21 protein-coding genes are annotated in these 24,973 nt (G+C 24.5%); 13 read left to right on the top strand and 8 right to left on the bottom strand.

From position 1 onward, the window contains the following. Positions 1-589: 589 nt before the first annotated feature. From ACZ5EC_RS09105 to ACZ5EC_RS09050, 12 genes are all read left to right on the top strand, one after another. Positions 590-2,374 carry an ABC transporter substrate-binding protein gene (locus ACZ5EC_RS09105; RefSeq protein ID WP_464302164.1) on the top strand — a complete coding sequence of 595 codons (1,785 nt, stop codon included), beginning with the start codon at positions 590-592 and terminating at the stop codon, positions 2,372-2,374. Positions 2,375-2,458: 84 nt separating this feature from the next. After that, the gene (locus ACZ5EC_RS09100; protein WP_464302163.1) at positions 2,459-4,126 is read left to right on the top strand and encodes an IS1182 family transposase; all 1,668 of its coding nucleotides are present in this window, start codon (positions 2,459-2,461) and stop codon (positions 4,124-4,126) included. A 284-nt stretch (positions 4,127-4,410) separates the two neighbouring features. After that, positions 4,411-5,352, top strand: coding sequence for an ABC transporter permease (locus ACZ5EC_RS09095; RefSeq protein ID WP_464302162.1), 942 nt, complete (start codon positions 4,411-4,413; stop codon positions 5,350-5,352). Between the two features lie 10 nt (positions 5,353-5,362). Next, positions 5,363-6,268 carry an ABC transporter permease gene (locus tag ACZ5EC_RS09090; protein WP_464302161.1) on the top strand — a complete coding sequence of 302 codons (906 nt, stop codon included), beginning with the start codon at positions 5,363-5,365 and terminating at the stop codon, positions 6,266-6,268. An 11-nt stretch (positions 6,269-6,279) separates the two neighbouring features. Continuing rightward, on the top strand, positions 6,280-7,290 hold the full coding sequence (locus ACZ5EC_RS09085; RefSeq protein WP_464302160.1) for an ABC transporter ATP-binding protein: 1,011 nt from the start codon (positions 6,280-6,282) through the stop codon (positions 7,288-7,290). A gap of 141 nt (positions 7,291-7,431) precedes the next feature. Beyond that, positions 7,432-8,517 carry an ABC transporter ATP-binding protein gene (locus tag ACZ5EC_RS09080; RefSeq protein ID WP_464302159.1) on the top strand — a complete coding sequence of 362 codons (1,086 nt, stop codon included), beginning with the start codon at positions 7,432-7,434 and terminating at the stop codon, positions 8,515-8,517. Positions 8,518-8,537: 20 nt separating this feature from the next. Next, a complete protein-coding gene (locus ACZ5EC_RS09075; RefSeq protein WP_464302158.1) occupies positions 8,538-9,539 on the top strand; it encodes a S41 family peptidase in 1,002 nt (333 codons plus the stop codon). 27 nt (positions 9,540-9,566) lie between these two features. After that, the gene (locus ACZ5EC_RS09070; protein WP_464302157.1) at positions 9,567-9,980 is read left to right on the top strand and encodes a hypothetical protein; all 414 of its coding nucleotides are present in this window, start codon (positions 9,567-9,569) and stop codon (positions 9,978-9,980) included. A 2-nt stretch (positions 9,981-9,982) separates the two neighbouring features. Next, a complete protein-coding gene (locus ACZ5EC_RS09065) occupies positions 9,983-10,480 on the top strand; it encodes a hypothetical protein (protein ID WP_464302156.1) in 498 nt (165 codons plus the stop codon). 141 nt (positions 10,481-10,621) lie between these two features. Further along, entirely contained in the window at positions 10,622-12,442 is a 1,821-nt protein-coding gene (locus ACZ5EC_RS09060; RefSeq protein WP_464302155.1) for a methyl-accepting chemotaxis protein, read from the top strand. An 87-nt stretch (positions 12,443-12,529) separates the two neighbouring features. Next, positions 12,530-12,889, top strand: a complete 360-nt coding sequence (locus tag ACZ5EC_RS09055; RefSeq protein ID WP_464302154.1) for a response regulator — start codon at positions 12,530-12,532, stop codon at positions 12,887-12,889. Between the two features lie 131 nt (positions 12,890-13,020). Next, positions 13,021-13,509 carry a chemotaxis protein CheX gene (locus tag ACZ5EC_RS09050; protein ID WP_464302153.1) on the top strand — a complete coding sequence of 163 codons (489 nt, stop codon included), beginning with the start codon at positions 13,021-13,023 and terminating at the stop codon, positions 13,507-13,509. Positions 13,510-13,525: 16 nt separating this feature from the next. Here ACZ5EC_RS09050 and recR read toward each other — a convergent pair whose 3' ends face one another. From recR to ACZ5EC_RS09010, 8 genes are all read right to left on the bottom strand, one after another. After that, positions 13,526-14,128, bottom strand: a complete 603-nt coding sequence (gene recR / locus ACZ5EC_RS09045) for a recombination mediator RecR (protein WP_464302152.1) — start codon at positions 14,126-14,128, stop codon at positions 13,526-13,528. A 62-nt stretch (positions 14,129-14,190) separates the two neighbouring features. After that, entirely contained in the window at positions 14,191-14,532 is a 342-nt protein-coding gene (locus ACZ5EC_RS09040) for a YbaB/EbfC family nucleoid-associated protein (protein ID WP_464302151.1), read from the bottom strand. Between the two features lie 4 nt (positions 14,533-14,536). Further along, a complete protein-coding gene (gene dnaX / locus ACZ5EC_RS09035; protein WP_464302150.1) occupies positions 14,537-16,225 on the bottom strand; it encodes a DNA polymerase III subunit gamma/tau in 1,689 nt (562 codons plus the stop codon). A gap of 54 nt (positions 16,226-16,279) precedes the next feature. Next, positions 16,280-16,954: a thiamine diphosphokinase gene (locus tag ACZ5EC_RS09030; RefSeq protein WP_464302149.1), complete on the bottom strand. Its 675-nt coding sequence runs from the start codon at positions 16,952-16,954 to the stop codon at positions 16,280-16,282. A 281-nt stretch (positions 16,955-17,235) separates the two neighbouring features. Next, positions 17,236-18,762 (bottom strand): tetratricopeptide repeat protein, encoded by a 1,527-nt coding sequence (locus ACZ5EC_RS09025; RefSeq protein ID WP_464302148.1) that lies wholly within the window; start codon positions 18,760-18,762, stop codon positions 17,236-17,238. Next, positions 18,759-19,904 (bottom strand): hypothetical protein, encoded by a 1,146-nt coding sequence (locus ACZ5EC_RS09020; RefSeq protein WP_464302147.1) that lies wholly within the window; start codon positions 19,902-19,904, stop codon positions 18,759-18,761. The genes ACZ5EC_RS09025 and ACZ5EC_RS09020 overlap by 4 nt, the downstream gene beginning before the upstream one ends. A gap of 100 nt (positions 19,905-20,004) precedes the next feature. Continuing rightward, a complete protein-coding gene (locus ACZ5EC_RS09015; RefSeq protein WP_464302146.1) occupies positions 20,005-22,164 on the bottom strand; it encodes a transglycosylase domain-containing protein in 2,160 nt (719 codons plus the stop codon). Between the two features lie 4 nt (positions 22,165-22,168). Then, positions 22,169-22,885 carry a hypothetical protein gene (locus tag ACZ5EC_RS09010; protein WP_464302145.1) on the bottom strand — a complete coding sequence of 239 codons (717 nt, stop codon included), beginning with the start codon at positions 22,883-22,885 and terminating at the stop codon, positions 22,169-22,171. Between the two features lie 381 nt (positions 22,886-23,266). On the opposite strand from ACZ5EC_RS09010, the gene ACZ5EC_RS09005 reads away from it, so the two are divergent. Further along, positions 23,267-24,934 (top strand): IS1182 family transposase, encoded by a 1,668-nt coding sequence (locus ACZ5EC_RS09005; protein WP_464302144.1) that lies wholly within the window; start codon positions 23,267-23,269, stop codon positions 24,932-24,934. Positions 24,935-24,973: the final 39 nt, after the last annotated feature.

Raw genomic sequence — 24,973 nt, 5'->3', positions numbered from 1 at the left:
TCCTCAAACATCAAAGATTTAAATAACGGTTCTATCGGCTTAAACCTTTTAACTATCGTATCCCCATTAATATAAATATTCATAAGGCGGCTTGCGGATTTTTTGCTAACAAAAAAATAAATATTATAAATTTTTCTAACTCATATATATTATAAAAATTCTTTTTTATATAAAAAATTCTTTTTAATATATTTGCTTAAAATTATTAAAAGTCAAATATTAATAATTCATTTTTACCTCTTACATTATTGAAATTTAAAAAATTGTATGAAAAAGTGGGGAATTTCAAAATATAATTAGGTAAATTGGTAGAAAAAAAGAACACATATTAACAAATGTTAAAATTTGTGATTATGGTGTTTTTTAAACATTTAAATTTATAAAGAAAACAAAATACTTTAATTTCCCTTTTAAATAAAAGTTTTTACTTATATAAGAATCAAGAATTTATTAGTTTCTATATATTTTTTAAAATTTTCATAGAAGAGATATTAAAAAAAAATAGAATTTTGTAAAAAAATGTTGACAAATATGAAAACCTTAATAATATTTATTTAGAGAATTTCTCTATAATTATAGGAGGAACAAGATGAAGAAAACTCTAAAAATTGTTGCTATCCTGCTTGTACTAGGTTTATTTGTATTTTCCTTTTTTGCAGGTAAGGGTGGTGCTAAAACTCAAAAAATTTTGTATGGTTATGTACCAGCAAAATTAAAACCTTTTGATCCTGCAAATATAACTGACCTTTATACTGGTACAGTTGCAGGAAATATTTTTGAAGGTTTATTTCAGTACAAATATTTATCAGATTACTATGAACTGGAACCATTGATTGCTGATGGAATGCCAAAAGTTTCAGCTGATGGTTTAACTTACACTATCAAAATCAGAAAAGACGCATTTTTCTATGATCCTGAAAAAGAAGTATTCAAAAATGGAAAAGGTAGAAGAGTTACTGCTCATGACTTTGAATACTCTTTAAGAAGATTAGCTGATCCTGCTGTTAAATCTGGTGGTTGGTGGCTATTTGATGGCTACATTGCTGGATTAAATGAATGGAGAGCAGCAGCTAAAAAATCAGGTAAAGCTGATTATTCTGCACCAATTGAAGGTGTTAAAGCTGTAGATGATGATACTCTTGTTATTAAATTAACAAAACCTTATCCACAGATTTTATACACATTAGCAATGACTTTTACATGGCCTCTTGCTAAAGAAGTTGTTGATTACTATGGTGATGAATTTGGTAACCATCCAATAGGTACTGGTCCTTTTGCTTATGATCATGAAAATAGTATTATTGGTAACCAGCATGTATTGGTAAGAAACCCTTACTGGAGAGGTGCTAAATATCCTTCAGTAGCTGGCGAGAAAGCTAAAGCAAAAGGATTATTGACTCCTGCTGGTAAAGATATTCCTTTTATAGATGGTATAGTTTATTATGTTATTGAAGAATCACAGCCACAATGGTTAAAATTTATGAATGGTGAATTGGATTATTCATCAATTCCTAAAGATAACTTTTCACAGGCTGTAACACCAGATCAGAAATTAACTCCAGAATTAGAAAAGAAAGGTATTATTCTTGATATTAATTCATCTTTAGATTTAACATATACTTTCTTTAATATGGAAGATCCTTTCTTAGGAACTCATAAAAAAGTTAGACAGGCTATGTCAATGGCTTATGATAGAGATAAAGTTATAGAAATATTCTACAACAATAGAGCTATCAAAGCACAAACTGCTATACCTCCAGGTCTTGGTGGTTATGATAAAAACTATGTTAACCCTTATGGTGTTTATAATGTTGAAAAAGCTAAACAATTATTAGCTGATGCTGGTTTTCCAAATGGTGAAGGTTTACCAACTTTTAAATTTACTGCTTTAAATTCTACTACTGCAAGACAAATGGCTGAGTTCTTTAAAGAACAAATGGCTCAAATTGGTGTTAATATTGAAATTGAACAGGTTGACTGGCCAACTTTCTTAAACAAAATTGACTCAAAACAGGTTCAAATTGGTGGTATAGGTTGGGGAGCTGATTACCCAGATGCTCAGAACTTCTTACAATTATTATATGGACCAAATGCTGCACCTGGCCCTAATGCTGCTAATTACAACAATCCTGAATTTAACAAGTTATATGAAAAAGCTGTTGTAATGCAGGATTCTCCTGAAAGAAGCAAATTATATGCTCAATTAGGCAAAATGGCTGCTGAAGATTGTCCATGGATTTTAGGTGTACACAGAAAATCCTATGCTTTATATTACAAATGGTTAAAAAATAGATTCTACAGAGATATTGGTTTTGGTTATGCTAAATACTATGATATCGATGTTGATTTAAGAAACCAATTAAAAGGACAATAGTATTTTTTAATAAAAAAATGGGGGTTGTCTCAAAACTTGGGGACAACCTCTTTTTTTTTACAAATTATTTGCTATAATTGAATTATGAAAAAGAGAAGAACAAAAGTACATAATAAGGTAGTATTTAAAAGATATATACAGGATGAACCACTATTATTTCCAGAAAGATTAGAAGAATATATACCAGAAAATGATATAGTAAGAATAGTAAATGATTTAATAGAAAATATGGATTTAAATTTTCTTTACAGAAGCTATAAAGGAGGAGGTAGAAGTAGTTATCATCCGAAGATGCTTTTAAAGGTAATAGTTTATGCTTATACCCAGAAAATATATTCATCAAGGAAGATAGCCAAAGCATTAAGAGAGAATATATATTTCATGTGGTTAAGTGGGAAGAATTATCCAGATTTCAGGACAATAAACAAATTCAGGAAAGAGAAGTTAGGAAGACATTTGGAAGAAATATTCAGTATATTATTATCCTATTTATATGAAACAGGTTATGTAGATTTAAACAATTATTTTTTAGATGGGACAAAAATAGAAGCTAATGCGAATAAATATAGTTTTGTATGGTCAAAGAGCATAAAAAATTACAAAAAGAAGCTTAAAGAAAATGTAAAGAAATTATTAAAAGAGATAGATTATTTAAATGAAGAAGAAGATAGATATTATGAAGAAAAAGAGTCTGAAGAATCTAAAGGTAAAAAGGAAGTATTAGATTCAGAGAAACTAAAAAAGATAGCAAAAGAATTAGAAGAAGTATTGAAAGAAGGAGGAGAAGATAAAAAGGATAAAAAGAGCAAACAATTAAAAAAAAGTATTAAGAAGTTAAAACAGGATTATATACCAAGATTAGAAAGATATGAAGAGCAGGAAAAGAAATTTAAAGGACGTAATAGTTATTCTAAGACAGATGAAGAAGCTACATTTATGAGGATGAAAGAAGATGCAATGTTAAATGGTCAATTAAAAGCAGGCTATAATGTACAGATAGGCACACAAAATCAATTTATATTGTGGTGTAGTATCCATCAAGATAGATCAGATACAAACACCTTAATCCCTCATTTAGAAAGTTTAATATCAAAGACAGGGAGAAAACCAACAAATTTAATAACTGATGCAGGATATGGTTCTACTTATAATTATTTATATTTAAAAAGGAGAGGAATAAATAATTATGTTAAATATTCAGGATATTTTAAAGAAAGTAAAAGAAGTTTTAAAAAGGATAAATTAAACAGACAGAATTGGAAATATGATGAGTCAAAAGATTGTTTTATATGTGCAAATGGGAAAGAATTAAAATATGTTTATACTGCAAGATCTACAAAAAGGAAGAAATTAGAATTATACAAAGTATATTCAACAAATGGATGTAAAGGCTGTATTTATCAGGATAGGTGTAGTAAAGGAAAACCTTACAAGAATATATGGGTAAATCCAGTATTTTTAAAATTAAAATCAGAAGTTAAATCGAATTTATCAACATTAATGGGACAGGAGTTATCATTTAGAAGGAAGATAGAAGTTGAGACCGTATTTGGAGATATTAAACACAATATGGGATTCAGGAGATTTATGTTAAGAGGAATAAATAATGTAAAAATAGAATGGGGATTAATAAGTATAGCACATAATATTAGAAAGTTGTTTAAACTAAATAAAGGAAAAATTTTACCTTATTTTTTATATTTATTAAATAATTCATTTGAAAATTCTTTTATTTTTTCCTTTAATTTATAAATTTTTATATTTTTATTTTTTTTAAAAAAAAGGACTGCCTTAAGATCTAAGACAGCCCCTTTTTTTTATGTTTTTTATTAAGCTTTATTTGAAAAAAGAATAAAAATAAAAGCTTTTGTTTTTTAAAAATATATTTAATTTTGACAATTTAATAATAAATGTAAATATTTGTTTAAAATAAATAAATTATAAAAAATAGTATTTATTTTTAAAATTTTACTTTAAAAAATTTTTTTTAAGTATATGTTATTAATTGCATAAAAACCGCATTATAGGAGTTATGTATGTTACACTATATTATAAGAAGATTACTTTATCTTATCCCTATTATATTGGGGGTTGCTTTTGTATTTTTTATAATTTTTAATGTTGTAGGTGGTACAGATAGAGTAATATATAATATTATGTCTCAGAAGTCAAGATCCCAGGAAGATATTCAAGCTGCAAAACATGAACTAGGGCTTGATAAACCTCTTTTTTTCCAATATTTAGATTATTTAAGACAAATAATTACATTTAATTTTGGAAAGTCTCTATCTCAAAGGCAGAAAATTTCTTTTTTAATTAAAAGATTTGTTCCAAATTCTGCTATATTAACATTTCCAGCTTTTTTTTATGAGCTGGTCATATCATTAATTCTGGCTTTAATTTGTGCTTTTAACAGAGGAAAATTTATTGATAAGTTTTTGACTGTCATTTCGGTATTTGGTATGTCAATTTCTATGTTAGTACTTATATTATTTGGACAAAAAGTTCTAGCGTATGATTTAAAACTTTTTCCTGTATCCGGTTGGACAAGAGGTGCTGGTCAAATTAGATATCTATTATTACCCTGGTTATTATGGGTGTTGATAGCAGTTGGTTATGATATTAGATTTTTTAGAACTACTTTTATAGAAGAAGTTAATAAAGATTATGTAAGAACTGCAAGAGCTAAAGGTGTAAGTTTTAACACAATAATGTTTAAACATGTGTTTAAAAATGCATTGATCCCAATTTTAACTTATGTTGTTATAGCTATTCCATTTTTATTAACTGGTAGTTTTTTACTTGAAAGATTTTTTTCAATACCAGGAATTGGTTTTTTAACAGTTGCTGCTGTCCAGCAGTATGATTTATCTGTATTAAAAGCTATGGTAATAGTTTATACATTATTTTTTGTTGTATTTAATTTAATTACTGATATTTTATATGCTCTTGTTGACCCAAGAGTTAGATTGAGCTAAGGAGGAATTTATGTCTACTAAGGAAATAAGTTTAGAGGCTGGAAAAGAGATAAAGGGTAGATCTCTTCTCCAGGATGCAATTCATAGATTACTTAAAAACAAACTGGCAGTTGTTGCTTTTATTATAATTATAATTTATTTATTTTTAGCTTTAGTATCAGCTTTAAATCTTTTTCATATTAAAGAAGCAGCAATGTCATATCATCTTGATAATAGATATTTTCCTATATTCAAATCATGGGAACATCCTTTTGGAACTGATACATTTGGAAGAGATATATTGGCAAGAGCTGTATATGGAACAAAGATATCGTTAATGTTGGGTACATTAACGGTTGTTATTTTAGTAGCTTTAGCTATTATTTTTGGTTCAATTGCTGGATATTATGGTGGAATAATTGATGAACTTGTAGTTTGGTTAATGGCTACAGTTCAATCTATACCTGGGTTATTATTAATCATGGCATTAATTCTTGTTTTAGGGACAAGTTTTATAAATATTGCCTTTGCACTAGCAGTTTCCAGCTGGATAGGTCTTGCAAGAATTATAAGAGGAACTTTTATTCAAGCTAAAGAGTTTGAATATGTTTTAGCAGCAAGGTCTTTAGGTGCATCTGATTTTAGAATAATTTTTAAATACATATTGCCAAATGTTTTTCATTTTGTTATCATTAACTCTGTTTTAGCATTTGTAAGTGTTGTTAAAACTGAAGTTATTTTAGCTTTTTTAGGATTAACAGTTGTTGGAGTACCAACATGGGGTATTATGATCTCTGATTCAGCTCAGGAGTTAATAGCTCAACACTGGCAAAATTTATTTGGTGCAACAGTTTTAATGTTTTTCTTTATATTATCACTTAATATTTTTGGTGATGCTTTAAGGGATGCTTTAGATCCTAAGTTAAGAAATCTATAGGGGGATATTTAATGACAAATGTAAATAAATCAACAGGTACTGAAACAAAAATTTACACTCCAAAATCAATGTTGGAAGTTAGAAATTTAAAAACTTACTTTTTTACAGAAGAAGGTGTTGTTAAAGCTGTTAATGATGTGTCCTTTGAAGTAGATAAAGGTGAAATATTGGGTTTAGTTGGTGAATCAGGATGTGGTAAATCTGTAACTTCTTTATCAATTATGGGGTTAATTCCAGATCCACCTGGAAAAATTTTAAATGGAGAAATCTGGTTTAATGGTGAAAATTTACTTGAAAAAAGTGAAAAAGAATTAAGAGAGATCAGAGGTAATGATATCTCTATGATTTTTCAGGAACCGATGACAGCATTAAATCCAGTATTTACTGTTGGACATCAAATTGAAGAGGTGCTTAAATTACATACAGATTTAAGAGGAAAAGAGTTAACAGATCGTGCTATTGAAATGTTAAGATTGGTTGGTATCCCTTCACCTACTCAAAGAATTAAAAATTATCCTCATGAGATGTCTGGTGGTATGAGACAGAGAGTTATGATAGCAATGGCATTAGCATGTAATCCTTCATTACTAATTGCTGATGAACCAACTACAGCATTAGATGTTACAATTCAAGCGCAAATATTAGACTTAATTGTTGAAATGCAAAGAAAATTCAATTCAGCTGTTATTTTAATTACACATGATTTAGCTGTAATTGCTGAAACTGTGGATAAAGTTGCTGTTATGTATGCAGGTGTAATAGTTGAAAAAGCTGATGTTCATGAACTATTTAAAAATCCAATGCATCCTTACACTCAAGGGTTATTAAATTCTATTCCAGTATTAGGACATAGAAATAAAGAATTACAGGAGATCCCTGGAAGAGTTCCTAATTTAATTAATCTTCCTAAAGGATGCTATTTTGCAGATAGATGTTCAAAAGCTACTGAAGCTTGCAGACAGGGAGATATCCCTTTAAAAGAAGTTAAACCAGGACATTTTGTAAGATGTGTTTTATATTAATAATAAAAAATACAATTTTGTAAAAGAGATAAAAAAATAGAAATAATAAAAAATTTTTAATTAATAAAATTAAAAAATAGTTAATAGTTTATATAGATAGAAAAGATTAATTTTAATTGACCTGATTAGGAGGACAAATAAATGGAAGAAAATAAATATTTGGTTGAATTATTTAATCTAAAAAAATATTTCCCAATAAAAGCAGGAGTTTTTAAAAGGGTAGTTGGTTATGTTAAAGCTGTAGATGGAGTAACATTCAGAATTCCAAAAGGTAAAACATTGGGGCTTGTAGGTGAATCAGGTTGTGGAAAAACAACCGTTGGAAGAACAATTGTAGGATTATATAAACCAACTGAAGGCGAAATGTACTTTGATGTTCCTGAAGAAAAAGTAACACGAATGAGACAATTAAGAGAAATGTTCATGGACCAGGGTGATGAGATGGATAAAAATCTTAAAGAGGAATATTTTAGTTTGAGAAAAGAATATGATATTTATTCATATTCTAAAAGAAGATTAAATTATGCAAGAAGAAATTTTCAAATAATTTTTCAAGATCCATACGGTTCATTAAATCCAAGAATGACTGTTGGTGATATTATTGCTGAAGGATTGGATATTCATAAGCTATATGCTACAAAGAAAGAAAGAAAAGATATGGTAAAAGATTTAATGGATAAAGTTGGATTGGATCCAAATTATATCAATAGATATCCACATGAGTTTTCAGGTGGACAGAGACAGAGGATTGGTATTGCAAGAGCATTAGCTGTAAGACCAAAATTTTTAGTTTTAGATGAACCTGTTTCAGCATTAGATGTATCAATTCAAGCTCAGATTTTAAAACTATTAGCCAAACTTAGAGATGAATTTGATTTGACATATCTTTTTATTGCTCATGACTTATCAGTTGTTGAATATTTTTCTGATGATGTTGCTGTTATGTATCTTGGAAAAATTGTAGAAATTGCATCAAGAGAAAAATTATATGAGGATAAATTGCATCCTTATACACAAGCTTTAATTTCAGCTGTTCCAATTCCTGATCCAGATAATAAAAATAAAAAGAGAATTATTTTAGAAGGAGATGTACCTTCTCCTATTAATCCACCTTCTGGATGTGCATTCCACCCTAGATGTAAATATAAAAAGGATATTTGTGAAAAAGAAACACCTAAATTGAAAGAAGTTAAACCAGGGCATTTTGTTGCATGTCATTTATATTGAATATAATGATCTGAAAAATTATGATATATAAAAATTTTGAAGAAAAATTTAAGAGCAATTTATTTGCTTTAATTTCATATACTATATTTATTATAGCTTTAGTAATATTCATTTATGATAATATTTTAATTGATCACCCATTAAAAGTTTTTGAAAATATATTTGAAATAACTAATGCTGATATTGTTTCTAAAACTGGTATAAAAATCTTTAATACTCATAAAGAATATAAAATTTATTATCAAAAAATTAAAAAAGCTAAAAATAATCAGGAAAAATATAGATTAATAAATGAATTTTTGGAAAAATATAATTCTATTTATATTGGATACATTGATCTTGAAAATACCAAAAAGATATCAAAAATTAAAAGAAATAAATTAAAAGATGATTACATAATTAAAGAGATAAATTTTGATATAAATAGTTTAGATAAAATTAATCCAGTTAAAAATGCAACTTACATTAAAATAAATTCTTTATGGTCAGAAAAAACTCTGGAGATTGTTCTTAAAAAAATTAAAGAATCTAAACTTATTATATTAGATTTAAGAGGTTTCCCTTTTGGAGATGAAAAGAATTATTTAACATTATATTCTTCATTTTTACCTTCTGATGTTAAATGGTATAGAAATAATTATGGAGATATAGTACAACAAAAAGAGTTTATATTAGCTAAATATAAAAGAATTCACTATAAAAACAATGTTATATTATTGACTGATGAAAAAACTTCAGAAATAAGTGGTTTGTTTTTAACTGAAATTTTGGACAATAGAAAAGAATATAATAATTTTACAATTATTTACTATTCTAAAAACAATGGAAATAAAATAGTTTATCCTCCTTTAAGAGGTATTAGATATTATATTTTAAATAATGGTTCAATATTATACTATCCTGTTTCTGAGTTTTTAGATTCACATTATAGAAAGATTGAAAGTATTGATAAAGGGTCAATTATAAATATTGACAAAGTTAAAGAATTAAAAAAATTATTAGAAGAATATAATATCTATTAAAACTATTATTTTGTTTAAAGAGTTATTATGGATAAATTTTTAATGAAAATAAAAAAATTGGTTGTTTCTTTCAATATTCCTATTTTTTTAAAAATGCAAAGTGCTGCTGCATTATTATTTGGTACAGGAATTCTTATACATGAATATTCAAATATAAAAACTACAGATATAATTATGTTAATGGATTTTAATAAAGGCTATATAGAAATACTTGCTTTATCTTTTATTTTAGCAGGAACCATATTTTTTATTGCGTATTTTATAGAATTTATTATAAATTATATATATTACATAAAGCATAAAAAGGAATACACTTTTTGTCCTAATTGTAATGCAAATTTATACAAATCTGGTTTTAAAAGAAACCATATTGGAACAAGTTATGTTGAAATTATTTGTAAAAAATGTGGGCATAAAATTTATAGAAGAGGTCTTTTTTAAAGATGACATACTATGATATTTATATTTCTAAAGATAAAAATAAATTAACATTTGCGATGCACCCGTTTTTAAGGGGAATTAGTATATTTTTTTTACTTTCTCTAATATTAATGTTTGTTTTTACTTTTAAACCTCAAGATTTTACAGAAAATACTAATTTTGGAAAATTTACTACCATATTTATTCCCTTAATGGTGTTACTTGGGACTATATATAAACACTCAATCACATTTGATAAATCTAAAAATTCTATTATAATTAAAAAGGGTCTGGTTTTTTTGTATAAAAAGCAAGTTTATAGTTTTGATGATTTAGAATTGGTATATAAAAATATATATAATTCATCAAAACTTGATTTTTATAAAAAAAGAGTTGATTTTGGTTTTTATGTTAAAGGAAAATACTTTCAAATTGATAGAAAATTAAGTTTAGACAAATTTATGAAATTTTATTCAGCATTTGAAGTTTTTTGGCCGAAAAAAATAATAACAAATGATTAAAAAGTGTTAAAAATAAAATAAAGTTTTTGATATATTATTATAATATAAAATTTTATATAATTTACTAATATAAATTATGTTTGATAAAAACTAATAATTTATATTTTAATAATTATAAAATACTAAGCACTACGAGGAAAAATGAAGTTAAGAAATCACTTTTTACTATATTTTCTACCTATATCAATTTTAATATTCAGTACAATGATTCCTATTTTTTACAATATTACATACAATTATACATCTGATCTAGTACATCAATTGATTGATACAAGAAGAAGTGACCTCTATTATTATCTAATAAGGTTAGAAGAAGATAGATTAAGACAGGCAACTGATGAACAACAGTTTTATAATACTTATATTTCAAAAGCAAGTATTTTTCTAATGAATATTCTTATTGGTAAAGAAGGTTATAATTCTATGTTTGATTATGATGGCAAATTGATAGTAGATTCAAAGGGTAGAATTAGAGGAACCTCTATTAAAAATACTCCTTATTATAAATTTGTAAAAACATTTGGAGAAGCAAATTATAAATATATTGATTTTACACTTGATAATATAAAAAGGCATGGAGTAATATTAAAATTTGCACCGTGGAAAATATATATTTTAATTTCAGTTTCTAATGATGAATTTTATAAATCTTTATTTCAGATTCGACAATCGATGTTATATTTTTCGCTTATTGCAATATTGGTATTGATTATAACAACTTTATTTTTGGTAAATTTTGTTTCAAAACCTATTATTAAATTGCAGAAATTATTTCATGAAATATTAGAAACAAAAAACTACAATAAAAAAATTGAAGTAAGGTCAAATATTAATGAAATTAGAGATCTTGAATTACACTCTTCTGAACTTTTAAGTAATTTTAACAATACTTTAAATACCTTACAGAATGAAATGGAGCTTTTTAGAAAACTATCTTCATCTAATACTGAGATTGTAAAAAAGATAAATTTATTAACAAATGAATTCTCTAATAGCATAAAAGATATTAATGAAAAAATTGAAAATATATTATTAAGAAACAGTGAAATATCTTTAAAGATATTTGAACTTGAAAAAGAGATTAAAGAAGCTAAGAAAACGATTTATATTGGTGAGGACTTACTTGATAATTTAAGAGAGAGAACAAGAAATTTAATTAAACTATTTGATGAAATTAATCTTTCAGTAATCAATATATCAGATATTTCTGAACAGACCAATCTTTTATCTTTAAATGCAGCAATTGAATCAGCAAGAGCTGGTGAAGTAGGATCTGGGTTTGCTGTTGTTTCTTCTGAAATTAGACAACTTGCAGATCAAACTGATGAAATTGCAAGTAAAGTAAATATAAGATTAAAAAGAACAAGAGAAGATTTAGAAAATTTTAGTGAACTTTATTCAAGAATTATTCAATTTTTTGATATGATTAACAACAGAATTAATTTTATAACTAAAAAACATGATGAAATTGTTGAAGGTTCAAATCTTGAAAAGAAAAATCTTGAATTAATAACAAAAACAATAAATAGTATTAATGAAAGTTTCAATGTATTTTATAATGTTTCAAAAACATTAAATGTTGATACAGTACAACTTAATACTGAAATTGAGAAACTTAATAAATTATTAGAAGAATTATTTATGGTTAGAACAGAAACAGGATATACTATTAGAAATGATGTTAAACTAGATGAATTTATTGATGTTGAAGAAGTAGAAGATTTTATTGAAAACAAAGTAGAAGAGAGTGAAACAGATGATGATGCTATTGAAAAAGATATAAATGAAGTTTTATCTATGAATAAAAAAGAACAAAACAAAAAATCGAATGAAGAAGAAGTTAAAGAAAAAAGTAAAGAAGTTATAGAAGAAGAGGAAGATTTATATAATTCAAAAGAGTTACTTAAAGAGTTTGGGAATAAAGAAGTAACTGAAATTACTTTAAAAGATGATGAAAGTTAGTGCTAAAATTTTTATTATTTACAGTAAAAAAATATTTAAATAAAATTGTATTTTGATTAAAAAGTTTTAAATACAAAGGGATTTAACATGGATAAAAATATTTTAGTTGTAGATGATGATGAGATAATTTTAAAAATTATTGTTAAATTTTTAAATTTTATTCATGTTTCAACAGAGACAGTTGTTAATAAAAAAGAATGTCTTGAAAAATTAAAAGAGAAAAAATATGATTTATATTTTATAGATTTAACTTTACCTGATATTAATGGTGTAGAACTAGCTAAACTAATAAAAGAAAAAAGTCCAGATTCAAAAGTAATCATTATGTCTGGTTATTTAGAAAGTGAAATTGATATAGAATATAAAAAATATTATGATGATTTTATATATAAACCAGACTTATCATCACAAATAATTGAAAAAACGAAAAAGATTTTAAATATATAAATATATTTGTTATATTAAAAGTTATTATAAAAATAAAAAGTTAAATGTGTTTTTAAAAACTATAATAATATTCAAAATTATTGACAAAAACATTTAAATTTATATACTTAATAAAAATTAAGGATATTTTTATGCCATCATTAAAGGTTGAATATATTAATCCTTTTATCTCTAATGCTATTGAAGTTTTTGAGCAATTAGCTGGGGTACAATTAAAAAAAGCTGATTTAAAATTAAAATCTGATCCAAAACCTGAAAATGAGGTTTCAATTATTGTTGGAGTTGCTGGTTTTATTGAAGGGCAGGTAATCTATTCTTTTAAAAAACATACTGCTGATAGAGTTGCAATGAGTATGATTTCTGATCCTGCTAAACAAAAAGATGATGATATGTTAAAATCAGCAATAGCAGAACTTGCTAATATTATTACTGGTAGGGCTACTATTGAATTATCTGGTCAGGATAAAACATTGAGTATTACCCCTCCAGTAGTTGTTTTTGGAAAAGATTATAATATAGAATTAGTTCATTTACATACAATTGCAGCATATTTTACTTCCAGATTTGGTACAGTTGAAATAAACATTGCTTTAAGAGAAAACAAAAAAGCATCTAAATAAATATATAATCTTTCTTTTATAAGGTTTTTCTATTCTTAAAAGAACTTATCAATGTTGAGATTGAAATTTGATTAATATCAAATTCAGATGAAATTCCTTCACTTAATGTAGTAATTTTAATATTTTTTTTGTTTTTATTTATAATGTCTGATATGAAATATGAGGTTATTTCCCCATAAGAAGTTTTTGGTAATCCAATAATAATCTCTTCCGGTTTTCTACTTTCTAATCTATTTAAAAGTTTATCAATAGAAAGGTCATCGGGTGTAATTCCAAGATTAGGTGAAATTAATCCTCCAAGAACATGGTACAATCCATTATAAATTTTAGAGTTTTCAAAAATTATTACATCTTCAATATTAGCTACAACTAAAATTTTCTTGTTATCTCTCTTTTCATCATTACAAATTTCACATTTATCAGATTTATAAGTTAAAAAACCACATTCAGAACAAATTTTTATATCATTTTTAAAAGATAAAAGTATATTTATTAAATTATCAATTGAAAATTGTTTATTTTGTAAAATATAAATAGCTATTTTTATAGCAGATTTTTCCCCTATTCCAGGAAGTAAAGAAATATACTTTACCAATTCATTGAAAGGTTTTATGTCCATTAAAAATTCCTGTAAAATATTTAAAACAAAATATAAAAAAAGATATAAAGATATAATAACAATTAAATATTTTTAAACATATCTTCTAAACCTGGAGGTATTGGGATATTACCAAATTCTGCTTTTGTTTCTTCTACTGCTTTTTCTTTAGCTTTTTTTAAAGCATCGTTAACAGCAGCAGTAATAAGATCCTGAATCATAATTTTATCATTCATGTAATATAATTCATCAGAAATTGTAATAGACTTGATTACACCTGTTGCTGTAGCGAGTACTTTTACAAAATCACCACCTGCATAACCTTCTACTTCGATTTTTTGAAGTTTTGCCTGGATTTCTTTATTTTTTTGTGATATATTCTTTATTTGTCCCATTAGTTTTCCAAAATCTTGAAAATTAAACATTTAACTACTCCTTTTCTTCAATGTAAGTACTATCAAAAATTTCCATTAATGGTTTATAACTTTCTGGTATATTTTTACTATTTTTTATGTTCTCCTTTGCAATAGACTTTAAATTGTTTAATCTATTAGCAATTTTTGTTTCAGATTTATTATCCATCTGGTAATTTTGTTTAATTGTGTTATTAGAAGGTTCTTGTTTAATGTTTTCTTTACCATTATTGATTAAATTTGAATTATTGTCATTTTTATTGCTTTTATCAAAAAGAGTGGTTTCATCAAATTTTAAAGTTTGTTTAAGTTCTTCAGAAATTTCAAATTTATTTTGTTCTTGAACATTATCATTTTTTTTAGAATCATTATCGTTGGATTCATATAAATTTGTATTTTGAGTCTTTGTATTAGTTGTTTCAATTTCTTCAATTTTTTTATTTATTTTAGTTTCATCTTTAATCTTGTTAAATTCATTTATATTATTAATATTATTTGTTTTATTTTCTTGACTACTAATATTTTCATTCTCATTTTTATAAACTTTAACATATTTCTTTTCAAGAGCTGATTTAACTTTTTTAATTTCTTGAATAATTTCAGAGGGGTAAATAAAGTCTTCATAAAAAGCAAAAGAAATTAAAATATTTTCCAAATATGGAAAAGGATTAAGGTATATATTCATATTTTTTATAAATTCAGCTAATTTTTCAATCATAAAAATAATTTGTTTTGTATTAAAGTGTGAAGCAATATCTTTTATTTTTTCAAAATCATCTTTTGACATTTCAAGTATTTCATATTCAGTTAAATTGTTATTTATAAAAGATAGAATCCTTAAAAAATCAACAATCTGTTGAGCAAAGTTACCAGCATCAATACCTGAGATAGAGGTATCATTTATAATTTTATAAAGAGAAGTAATATCCTTTTTTATAATTGTATTAAATAGATTTATCAAATTAGTAATAGGTTGAACACCTAAAATATAAAGAGTATCTTTTTCAGTTAATTTATTATTGTTATAAGCAATTATTTGAGAAAGGATTGAAAGAGAATCCCTTAAAGAACCATTGGCAAATTTAGCTATCCAGTATAAAGCTCTTTCTTCATAATTGATTTTATAATAAGAAAGGATTTTGATTAATAATTGTTTAATCTCTTTAATAGTGAATAATTTGAATTGATATTGTTGACATCTAGAACGGATAGTTGGAAGAACTTTATAAATTTCAGTAGTGGCAAAAATAAATATAACATGTTCAGGAGGTTCTTCAAGTGTCTTTAATAAAGCGTTAAATGCCTCTTTTGTTAACATATGGACTTCATCAATAATGTATATTTTATATCTTGATTTTAAAGGTGCAAATTTTATATTTTCCTGTAATTGTCGGATTTCGTTAATCCCTCTATTTGAAGCACCATCAATCTCAATAACATCAGGTGAAATATTGTTTGTAATTTCTATACAATTTGTGCACTTGTTACATGGGGTTGCTGTTGGACCATGTTCACAATTTAGCATTTTAGCAAGAATTCTTGCTGCAGAAGTTTTACCAACACCTCTTGGACCAAAAAAAAGATAAGCATGATGAATATTGCCATTTTTAATAGAATTAACTAATGGATAAACCACTTGAGGTTGACCAATAAATTCATCAAATGTTTGGGGTCTAAATTTTAATGATAATATATCTTTACTCATTACTAAAAAATTACCTTAAATTTGATAAAATTCAATAAATTTAAAGAAAATGGGTTATAGTGATTCATTTTCTAAAACTGAAAATAAAATTAGTCCTTTTTTAAATGATATATAAGAAGTATCTTCTGTAAAAATATTTGAAACTCCTTGACCTGTAAAACTAACATCTTTTTTTTGAAATTTATATTTTGTCCCAACCATTTCAAGTTTTTTTACAGGTAATAAAGGGAAAAGTGAAAATTGGGAGTTTTTCATTTTAAAAGTGTATTTTCCTGGTTTTAGTATAGAAAATGTTTCAAAATCAGTATGAAAATAAATTGTATCATTATTATTTATAAAATCTTTATTAACAAATGAAAATATTAATGATAAGAAATGATCCTCTCGTTTTCCACTACAAGCAAAAAAATGAAACTCTTTAAAGTTAAATTTATTTTTTGCAATAAGATAAGCTCCGTATGAATCAGTAAAATCTTTTTCAGGATTAAAACTATAAATAATATTTTGATCAAAATATTTATAAGGTTCAGGAAATGAATCAAAATCCCCTGCAATAAATAAAAGCTTATTTTTAAGATTGAAGTTGAGAATATGTTTGCAACCACCATCAGCACAGGCAATGTGCTTAAAATTAGCTATTTTATTTAAAAACCTGGATTTATTATTAATATAACCATTTAGGATAATAGCAATTTTTATATTATTTTTGTTATTGTTAAATTTACTCATAAGTTTTTGTCTTTTTCATTATTAGTTTGTATGTAAGTTTATCGTTTATATAGTTTAGCTATTTTTATTTAAAGTTACTTAATTATCTAGTAACATTTATTAATTAGTTGGCTGTTAATATCTATTAATTATTTAGTTGTCTATTAATGCTTTTTAAATAGTATGTTAACTATCTATGTTTATTAAGTATTTAGTTTTTAATTTATATATATTAATTTCTTTATTATAATTTATTTTAATTATCAACTAAACTATTAATTAAATTGTAAAATTAAACTTTGTCAAGTTTTAGATTTATTCTTTTGTTTTTTTATTAAAGAGATAATAGAACTTTTTCCATACATTTCAATATCTTTTTTTGAAGCAATATAATCGACAATATTACTTGGGTAAGGAAAAGGATAAAATATTGCAAGCCTATCAAGATTGAGCTGTTCTTTAATATTGTAATATTGTTTTACTGCTCCAGTTTTAAGTTTATTTTCTCTATAAAATTTAATTAAATAAGTGTATAATTTCCCACCTATCATTTTTTCTGCAGTGAAATAACAGCCCATTCCTGAAAAAGAATCAGGATCATTTTCTCTTCTATATATAGCTATATGTTTAAAGTCCATCATGCTAAGAATATATTCATTTATCATTAGCCATTCCTGATATTTAGCATTTAAATAATCGTTAATAGTATAATTTTGTTGGTTTTCAATTATACCTATTTCTTCTTCTATAGATTTCAAATCTAAATTTTCATCAATAATTAATAAATATTTAGCAAGATATACAGGAGGTTTAAATTCTACTAAATTTGACCAGGAATCAAGAACCTCTATAAAAGTTGGATTAGTTAAAATTGTATCTTTTGTATATAAAATTTCCTCTACATCTTTATATTTTTTATCAAGATTATATAGAATTTGTAATGCTCTAATTGCGTTTTTAGAATCATGAACTTTAAAATAACCTAAAGCTAAGTAATATAGAGTATCTTTTAAAAACTCAGGAATACTGGTATTTCTATTTGCTAAAAATTCTTCATAATAATTTATAGCTATTGTAACTATATTTAATCTCTGATGCATATTACCAAGCATTCTGGCTAGTTCTGTTTTATATTCTAATTTTAATTCTTTAAGGTAGAGTTCTTTCATCATAGAAATTGCATGCTCAATTCTTTTATTTGCATATAAGCAAATTGAATAAAAAAAAGAGAAATCAACATTATTTTTATCAAGTTCATAAGAAATTCTAAAATTTTTTGTAGCTTTTAAAATATCACCATTTAAAAGATATAGAAGACCTAATTCAAAATAAGGTAAAGGGTCTCTTCTATTGAATTTCTTGTATTCTTCATAAAACAATAAAGCTTTTCTTAATTTGTTAGCACCAACATATATTCTAGCAACATAATATACTGCTTTTTTATTATTAGGGTTTTCTTTTAATAATTTGTAATAAAAATAGAAACTTTCTTTATAAATTCCAAGCTGAAACATTGAATCTGCTAATACTTCTAAAAGTTTTTCATAATCAATTATCTTTTTAATTTTTTCAATTTTTAATAAAGGTGATAATATTAAATAAGCATCTTTAAAATGGTTAAAGTTATATAATGATAAACCATATATAAATCTTATGGTTGGGGATTTTTGTATTAAACTTTTATTATTTGAAACAATTTCAATAATTTTTTTATAATTGTGATTACTGAATAATACTTCAATTTGTGTTTCTCTATTAAAAAATTTAGCATAAATTAGAAATCCACCCAGAACAAATAAGATAAAAATAAAGATTAGAATAATAGTCATTTTGCAATCCTGAATGAGTAGTTTAATGGTTTTACATAGTTAATTGTTTTAAATTGCAAATAATAATAACCTTTATTTAAATAAATTTCAAGAAAATTTTTGACATTACTTAAATCAACATCTTTTATAATTTTACCATCTTTATTAATAAGACTAAATTTTAGATTTGAATTGAATTTTTTGTTTATATAAAAACTATATTTACTACTATTTTTAATAAATATTTTGTAATAATCTATATCTTCTGGCCAGCCAATAGAACCTGAAATATTATCTGAAATAGAGAATTCATTAGCGGTTTCTTTAGTATTATTAAATTCGACTTCACCTTCCCAGAAAGCTTTATTTAAAAATAATAAATATTTAGAATTTTTACCCGAAATTTCGATAAAATAAATTCCTTTTGTAAAGAAAATAGGAGAAATTATAACACTTTTATTAAGATTTTTCAGACTATATATCAAAAGTTTATTTCTTGAGAAAATATTAAGATTTAAAGGAGAATTATTTATTGTTAAAGAAATAAGAAAAAATCCAGAGTTATCTATTTTAAAAACATAAAAATCTTTGTCAAAATTTATAGTTTTACCACTAATTGTATAATTAAAATCTAGATTATTTGCATTTTCAAAAGAATTATCAGGTTCTAGTTCTAAAAATTTATTATATTTATCTTGAATTTTGATAATTAAATTATATGTTAAATTAGAAAAATTACCATTTTTAGAAAAAATCTTAATATAATATAAAGTTTTTGGTTGAATTTTAACATTAAGAAGTTTTCTGGAAGTAGTTGTAAATAATATTTTTTTATTTTGATTATACACATTGATTGTTAAATCATTTATTCCAATATCTGTAAGATAAATATTAAAGACTTTTTTTACTATATCATTATTATACAGAGAATAAAAATCTATATCATTCTCATTATCTATTTTACCGTATATGTTAGATGTTAATTCTAATTTATTTGCTTTATCAAAATTATTATTGGGCTCATTTTCATAAGGATTTTTATATTTACTGAAATCAAGTCTGTTGTAATTATTGTAATTTTTTATTATTACAAATGCGGTAATGAAAATTATTAATAAAATTAATATTAAAAATATTACAATAATATTTTTTTTATTATACATACTTTTCTCTTTATTTTCTACTTAAAAAATTTATTATTTCTTACAATATTATAAATAATACAAAATAAATGTCAAAGAATTTATAGATTAAATTTGATTTTTATGGAAGATTAATTTGTTCTTTTTCTTTATTGAAAGGTGTTTGTGGTTGAACTTTTGAATCTTTATGTAAAGAACAATGTTCATAAGGGATATCATGGATATCTAATAATAAAGTAACTTGAGGGCAGGTTTTATTTGCTAACTTGTATGTGACACTACAAATATTTGCAAATTTAATGTTTTTACCACTAAAATCAATATCCCCAGGGAATAAAGGATATAAATATTTTAATATTTTTAAATCTAAATTAGCTGAATATCCTCCACCAGTAAGTTTTAAATTTCCACTTCCTTTTTCGTAACCTATCCAGCAAACAGTAACAAGGTTCTTTGTAAATCCTACAAACCAGGAATCTTTATAATTGTTTGTAGTCCCTGTTTTCCCATAAATTGGGAAATCATAATTGTTATAAGTTTTAGCCCAATATGCAGTACCCCCTTTTTTCAGAGGAAAACTTAAAAGGTAAGAGATCTCTTTTGCAAGGTCATTGCTTATAACTGCATTTTTATTATTTTCATTTGCATCCAGATCTTTATTTTTTAATATATTATTCTGGGTTTTATCTTTTATATAAATAATGTCATTACCTGATAATATTTTTTTTATATAGAATGGTTCAATTGCAAAACCTCCATTTGGAAAAACAGAATAACCCTGAGCAAGTTCAATAGGAGAAAATTCAAAACTACCTAAAGCTAAAGAAGGAAATGGTTTTAATCTATTTTTAATCTCTTTATTTTTCTCAGCAAAGAAATTAGAAAAATAGTCTATAAACCCCTGTAAATCAACCATTTGTGATATTCTAACTGAAACTGTATTTAATGATTTTTGCAAAGCCATATAGACAGGAACAGGGCCAAAATATTTATTACCATAGTTTTTTGGACTCCACTTTTTACCATCAAAATCTAATGTAATTGGTGCATCATTAATAATAGTCAAAGGGGTGATTACTTTTTCTTTTATTGCATAGGAATAAAGAAAAGGTTTTATTGTTGAACCAATTTGTCTCTTGCTAAATATAGCTCTATTGAATTCGTTTAATGGGGAGTATCTTCTTCCTCCAATAATTGAGACAATTTCCCCATTATTAGGGTTAATAGCAATAAAAGCAATTTCAAGATTATTTAAATCTTTTTCATATTTATCCCCTAAATTAGTGTAAAGGGATTTAAAATAGCTTGAAATCTTGTTTAATGAATTTTGTTGTGCATTTAGGTCAAATGTTGTATAAATTTTATAATTACCAATAAAAGCTTTATTTAATGAGTAGTTCTTTTTTATATAATTTATAACTAATGATGAAATCCAACTAGATTTATTAACATTGTAAATATATTCTTTGTTTAAAACACTCAAGAAATTATATTTATTAAAAAAATCATTATAAATTTCTTTAGATTTGTTAATATCAATAAGGCATGCTTTCACAGCTAGATTTAATAATGTTTTATATTTAATTTTTGCTTTTTCGATATTTTTTAAAGGTGAGTATTTTTCTGGAGCAGAAATAATAGAAACAAGCATTATTCCTTCTTCAAAATTTAGATCCCACACATTTTTCCCAAAGTAAAACTGTGAAGCAGAATCAAATCCATATCTTCCAAAACCTAAATTAACAATATTTAGATAAATTTCTAATATTTCTTCTTTTGATAATATTTTCTCAATATAGAAAGCTGTAAATATTTCAAAAATTTTCCTTTTTATAGTTTTATGTAAATTTAAAAATAATAGTTTTGAAACCTGTTGAGTTATAGTTGAACCACCATAAACAGGTTTCATATAGCGCAGATCAATGATTAAAGCTTTTAATAATCTAATAAAATTTATCCCTTTATGATTAAAAAAATCTCTATCTTCTTTTAATAAAACAAGATCTATTATGAAAGGTGGAAATTTATCCAGTTCAACATAGGATTGTCTTTTATTGTAAATTTGAGTTATTAATTTATTGTTTCTGTCATAGATTTTAATTGAGAATGGTTGAAAAAATTGTAAATTTTTGTTTTTAATCTTGTTGTTCAGAGATTTTATTTTATAATAGATTTCTTCTTTATTACCATTCCATTTAATATAATAAATAGCAAATATTGACAAAAATATTAAAATAAAAGTAATAAAAAGAGAAATTAAAATTACAATAGTTTTTTTCATATTATTAAAATTTTAATCTTAAACTAGCTCCTATAGACATAAAGAAATTTAAAGGTTGATCTAAAAAGTCAAAAGATACAATATAAAAGCTTAAATTTTTTAAAAGATATAGTTGCAATCCTACATTAAAAACACCTCGATTTTCTCTTAAATAGCCAATATTTCCAATTCTATGAGTTGTATTTGAAAAATCAGCAATTAAAAATAAGCTATTTGAAATTAAAGGTATAGATGTGCCAATGTAAATATTTATGAGGCTATTTACATTTTGTCCAAATGTAAAATCTTTTCCAAATACTAAATCCATAGTTCCTTTACCAAATATGGAGCTTCCATGTAAAGCAATATATATTTCAAGGTTTGAAGATGGATTTGTTGCAAAAATAGTGTCATAAATTAAACCTAAAGATGCACTTATATTTCCTTTATAAAACCTATATTTTGTACTAAAAATAAAAGGTGTTGTATAATTTTGATCACTAACATTTATTTCTTTAGAAAATCCTAATTCCCAATTAGGTATAAATGAGAAAAGAGTTGTAACATAAAAGTTATTTGTTGTAAATATATATCCTGAATTAATTAAAACATTGTTTTGAGATATAGGAATAGCGCTTGGACAAATAAAGTAACCAAGAGTAGCATTTAATGTACCATTATATGCATATATGCTTAAACTAAAAAGTAAAAATAAAATCAGTAATAATATAAATTTTTTCATTTTGATTCCCTCCAGTTTTGTATAAAAATAGTTAATGTATTAAAATCATATACAATATAATAATAAAATCAATACCATTTTATATTCTTAAAAGGCATAATTTAATTAAATAAAATATAATATAATATAGTATAATATAATAACAGATTATAAGTACTATTAAAAAAGTTAAATTAATTAAAATTAGTTTTAATAAAAAAAATACAAAAAAAATAAAATTAAGAAAAAATAAGTTTAATTATAAAAATGTAAAAAATTTAAATTAATAAAAAATTAGATTTTATAAAAAATATTTAAATATAAAAGAAAATAAAAAAGGGGTTGTCTCAAAACTTGGGGACAACCTCTTTTTTTTTATAATTTATTTGCTATAATTGAATTATGAAAAAGAGAAGAACAAAAGTACATAATAAGGTAGTATTTAAAAGATATATACAGGATGAACCACTATTATTTCCAGAAAGATTAGAAGAATATATACCAGAAAATGATATAGTAAGAATAGTAAATGATTTAATAGAAAATATGGATTTAAATTTTCTTTACAGAAGCTATAAAGGAGGTGGTAGAAGTAGTTATCATCCGAAGATGCTTTTAAAGGTAATAGTTTATGCTTATACCCAGAAAATATATTCATCAAGGAAGATAGCCAAGGCATTAAGAGAGAATATATATTTCATGTGGTTAAGTGGGAAGAATTATCCAGATTTCAGGACAATAAACAAATTCAGGAAAGAGAAGTTAGGAAGACATTTGGAAGAAATATTCAGTATATTATTATCCTATTTATATGAAACAGGTTATGTAGATTTAAACAATTATTTTTTAGATGGGACAAAAATAGAAGCTAATGCGAATAAATATAGTTTTGTATGGTCAAAGAGCATAAAAAATTACAAAAAGAAGCTTAAAGAAAATGTAAAGAAATTATTAAAAGAGATAGATTATTTAAATGAAGAAGAAGATAGATATTATGAAGAAAAAGAGTCTGAAGAATCTAAAGGTAAAAAGGAAGTATTAGATTCAAAGAAACTAAAAAAGATAGCAAAAGAATTAGAAGATGTATTGAAAGAAGGAGGAGAAGATAAAAAAGATAAAAAGAGCAAACAATTAAAAAAAAGTATTAAGAAGTTAAAACAGGATTATATACCAAGATTAGAAAGATATGAAGAGCAGGAAAAGAAATTTAAAGGACGTAATAGTTATTCTAAGACAGATGAAGAAGCTACATTTATGAGGATGAAAGAAGATGCAATGTTAAATGGTCAATTAAAAGCAGGCTATAATGTACAGATAGGCACACAAAACCAATTTATATTATGGTATAGTATCCATCAAGACAGATCAGATACAAACACATTAATTCCTCATTTAGAAAGTTTAATATTAAAGACAGGGAGAAAACCAACAAATTTAATAGCTGATGCAGGATATGGTTCTACTTATAATTATTTATATTTAAAAAGGAGAGGAATAAATAATTATGTTAAATATTCAGGATATTTTAAAGAAAGTAAAAGAAGTTTTAAAAAGGATAAATTAAACAGACAGAATTGGAAATATGATGAGTCAAAAGATTGTTTTATATGTGCAAATGGGAAAGAATTAAAATATGTTTATACTGCAAGATCTACAAAAAGGAAGAAATTAGAATTATACAAAGTATATTCAACAAATGGATGTAAAGGTTGTATTTATCAGGATAGGTGTAGTAAAGGAAAACCTTACAAGAATATATGGGTAAATCCAGTATTTTTAAAATTAAAATCAGAAGTTAAATCGAATTTATCAACATTAATGGGACAGGAGTTATCATTTAGAAGGAAGATAGAAGTTGAGACCGTATTTGGAGATATTAAACACAATATGGGATTCAGGAGATTTATGTTAAGAGGAATAAATAATGTAAAAATAGAATGGGGATTAATAAGTATAGCACATAATATTAGAAAGTTGTTTAAACTAAATAAAGGAAAAATTTTACCTTATTTTTTATATTTATTAAATAATTCATTTGAAAATTCTTTTATTTTTTCCTTTAATTTATAAATTTTTATATTTTTATTTTTTTTAAAAAAAAGGACTGCC

The sequence above is a fragment of the Exilispira thermophila genome (assembly GCF_055389015.1).
Note: the sequence above shows the minus strand (reverse complement) of the source record. Positions and strands in the feature narration are given on the sequence as shown.

What these genes read in the sequence shown, in the direction of transcription:
- ACZ5EC_RS09105 (WP_464302164.1), top strand. Translation starts at nt 590, where the DNA reads ATGAAGAAAACTCTAAAAATTGTTGCTATCCTGCTTGTACTAGGTTTA.
- ACZ5EC_RS09100 (WP_464302163.1), top strand. Translation starts at nt 2,459, where the DNA reads ATGAAAAAGAGAAGAACAAAAGTACATAATAAGGTAGTATTTAAAAGA.
- ACZ5EC_RS09095 (WP_464302162.1), top strand. Translation starts at nt 4,411, where the DNA reads ATGTTACACTATATTATAAGAAGATTACTTTATCTTATCCCTATTATA.
- ACZ5EC_RS09090 (WP_464302161.1), top strand. Translation starts at nt 5,363, where the DNA reads ATGTCTACTAAGGAAATAAGTTTAGAGGCTGGAAAAGAGATAAAGGGT.
- ACZ5EC_RS09085 (WP_464302160.1), top strand. Translation starts at nt 6,280, where the DNA reads ATGACAAATGTAAATAAATCAACAGGTACTGAAACAAAAATTTACACT.
- ACZ5EC_RS09080 (WP_464302159.1), top strand. Translation starts at nt 7,432, where the DNA reads ATGGAAGAAAATAAATATTTGGTTGAATTATTTAATCTAAAAAAATAT.
- ACZ5EC_RS09075 (WP_464302158.1), top strand. Translation starts at nt 8,538, where the DNA reads ATGATATATAAAAATTTTGAAGAAAAATTTAAGAGCAATTTATTTGCT.
- ACZ5EC_RS09070 (WP_464302157.1), top strand. Translation starts at nt 9,567, where the DNA reads ATGGATAAATTTTTAATGAAAATAAAAAAATTGGTTGTTTCTTTCAAT.
- ACZ5EC_RS09065 (WP_464302156.1), top strand. Translation starts at nt 9,983, where the DNA reads ATGACATACTATGATATTTATATTTCTAAAGATAAAAATAAATTAACA.
- ACZ5EC_RS09060 (WP_464302155.1), top strand. Translation starts at nt 10,622, where the DNA reads ATGAAGTTAAGAAATCACTTTTTACTATATTTTCTACCTATATCAATT.
- ACZ5EC_RS09055 (WP_464302154.1), top strand. Translation starts at nt 12,530, where the DNA reads ATGGATAAAAATATTTTAGTTGTAGATGATGATGAGATAATTTTAAAA.
- ACZ5EC_RS09050 (WP_464302153.1), top strand. Translation starts at nt 13,021, where the DNA reads ATGCCATCATTAAAGGTTGAATATATTAATCCTTTTATCTCTAATGCT.
- recR (WP_464302152.1), bottom strand. Translation starts at nt 14,128, where the DNA reads ATGGACATAAAACCTTTCAATGAATTGGTAAAGTATATTTCTTTACTT.
- ACZ5EC_RS09040 (WP_464302151.1), bottom strand. Translation starts at nt 14,532, where the DNA reads ATGTTTAATTTTCAAGATTTTGGAAAACTAATGGGACAAATAAAGAAT.
- dnaX (WP_464302150.1), bottom strand. Translation starts at nt 16,225, where the DNA reads ATGAGTAAAGATATATTATCATTAAAATTTAGACCCCAAACATTTGAT.
- ACZ5EC_RS09030 (WP_464302149.1), bottom strand. Translation starts at nt 16,954, where the DNA reads ATGAGTAAATTTAACAATAACAAAAATAATATAAAAATTGCTATTATC.
- ACZ5EC_RS09025 (WP_464302148.1), bottom strand. Translation starts at nt 18,762, where the DNA reads ATGACTATTATTCTAATCTTTATTTTTATCTTATTTGTTCTGGGTGGA.
- ACZ5EC_RS09020 (WP_464302147.1), bottom strand. Translation starts at nt 19,904, where the DNA reads ATGTATAATAAAAAAAATATTATTGTAATATTTTTAATATTAATTTTA.
- ACZ5EC_RS09015 (WP_464302146.1), bottom strand. Translation starts at nt 22,164, where the DNA reads ATGAAAAAAACTATTGTAATTTTAATTTCTCTTTTTATTACTTTTATT.
- ACZ5EC_RS09010 (WP_464302145.1), bottom strand. Translation starts at nt 22,885, where the DNA reads ATGAAAAAATTTATATTATTACTGATTTTATTTTTACTTTTTAGTTTA.
- ACZ5EC_RS09005 (WP_464302144.1), top strand. Translation starts at nt 23,267, where the DNA reads ATGAAAAAGAGAAGAACAAAAGTACATAATAAGGTAGTATTTAAAAGA.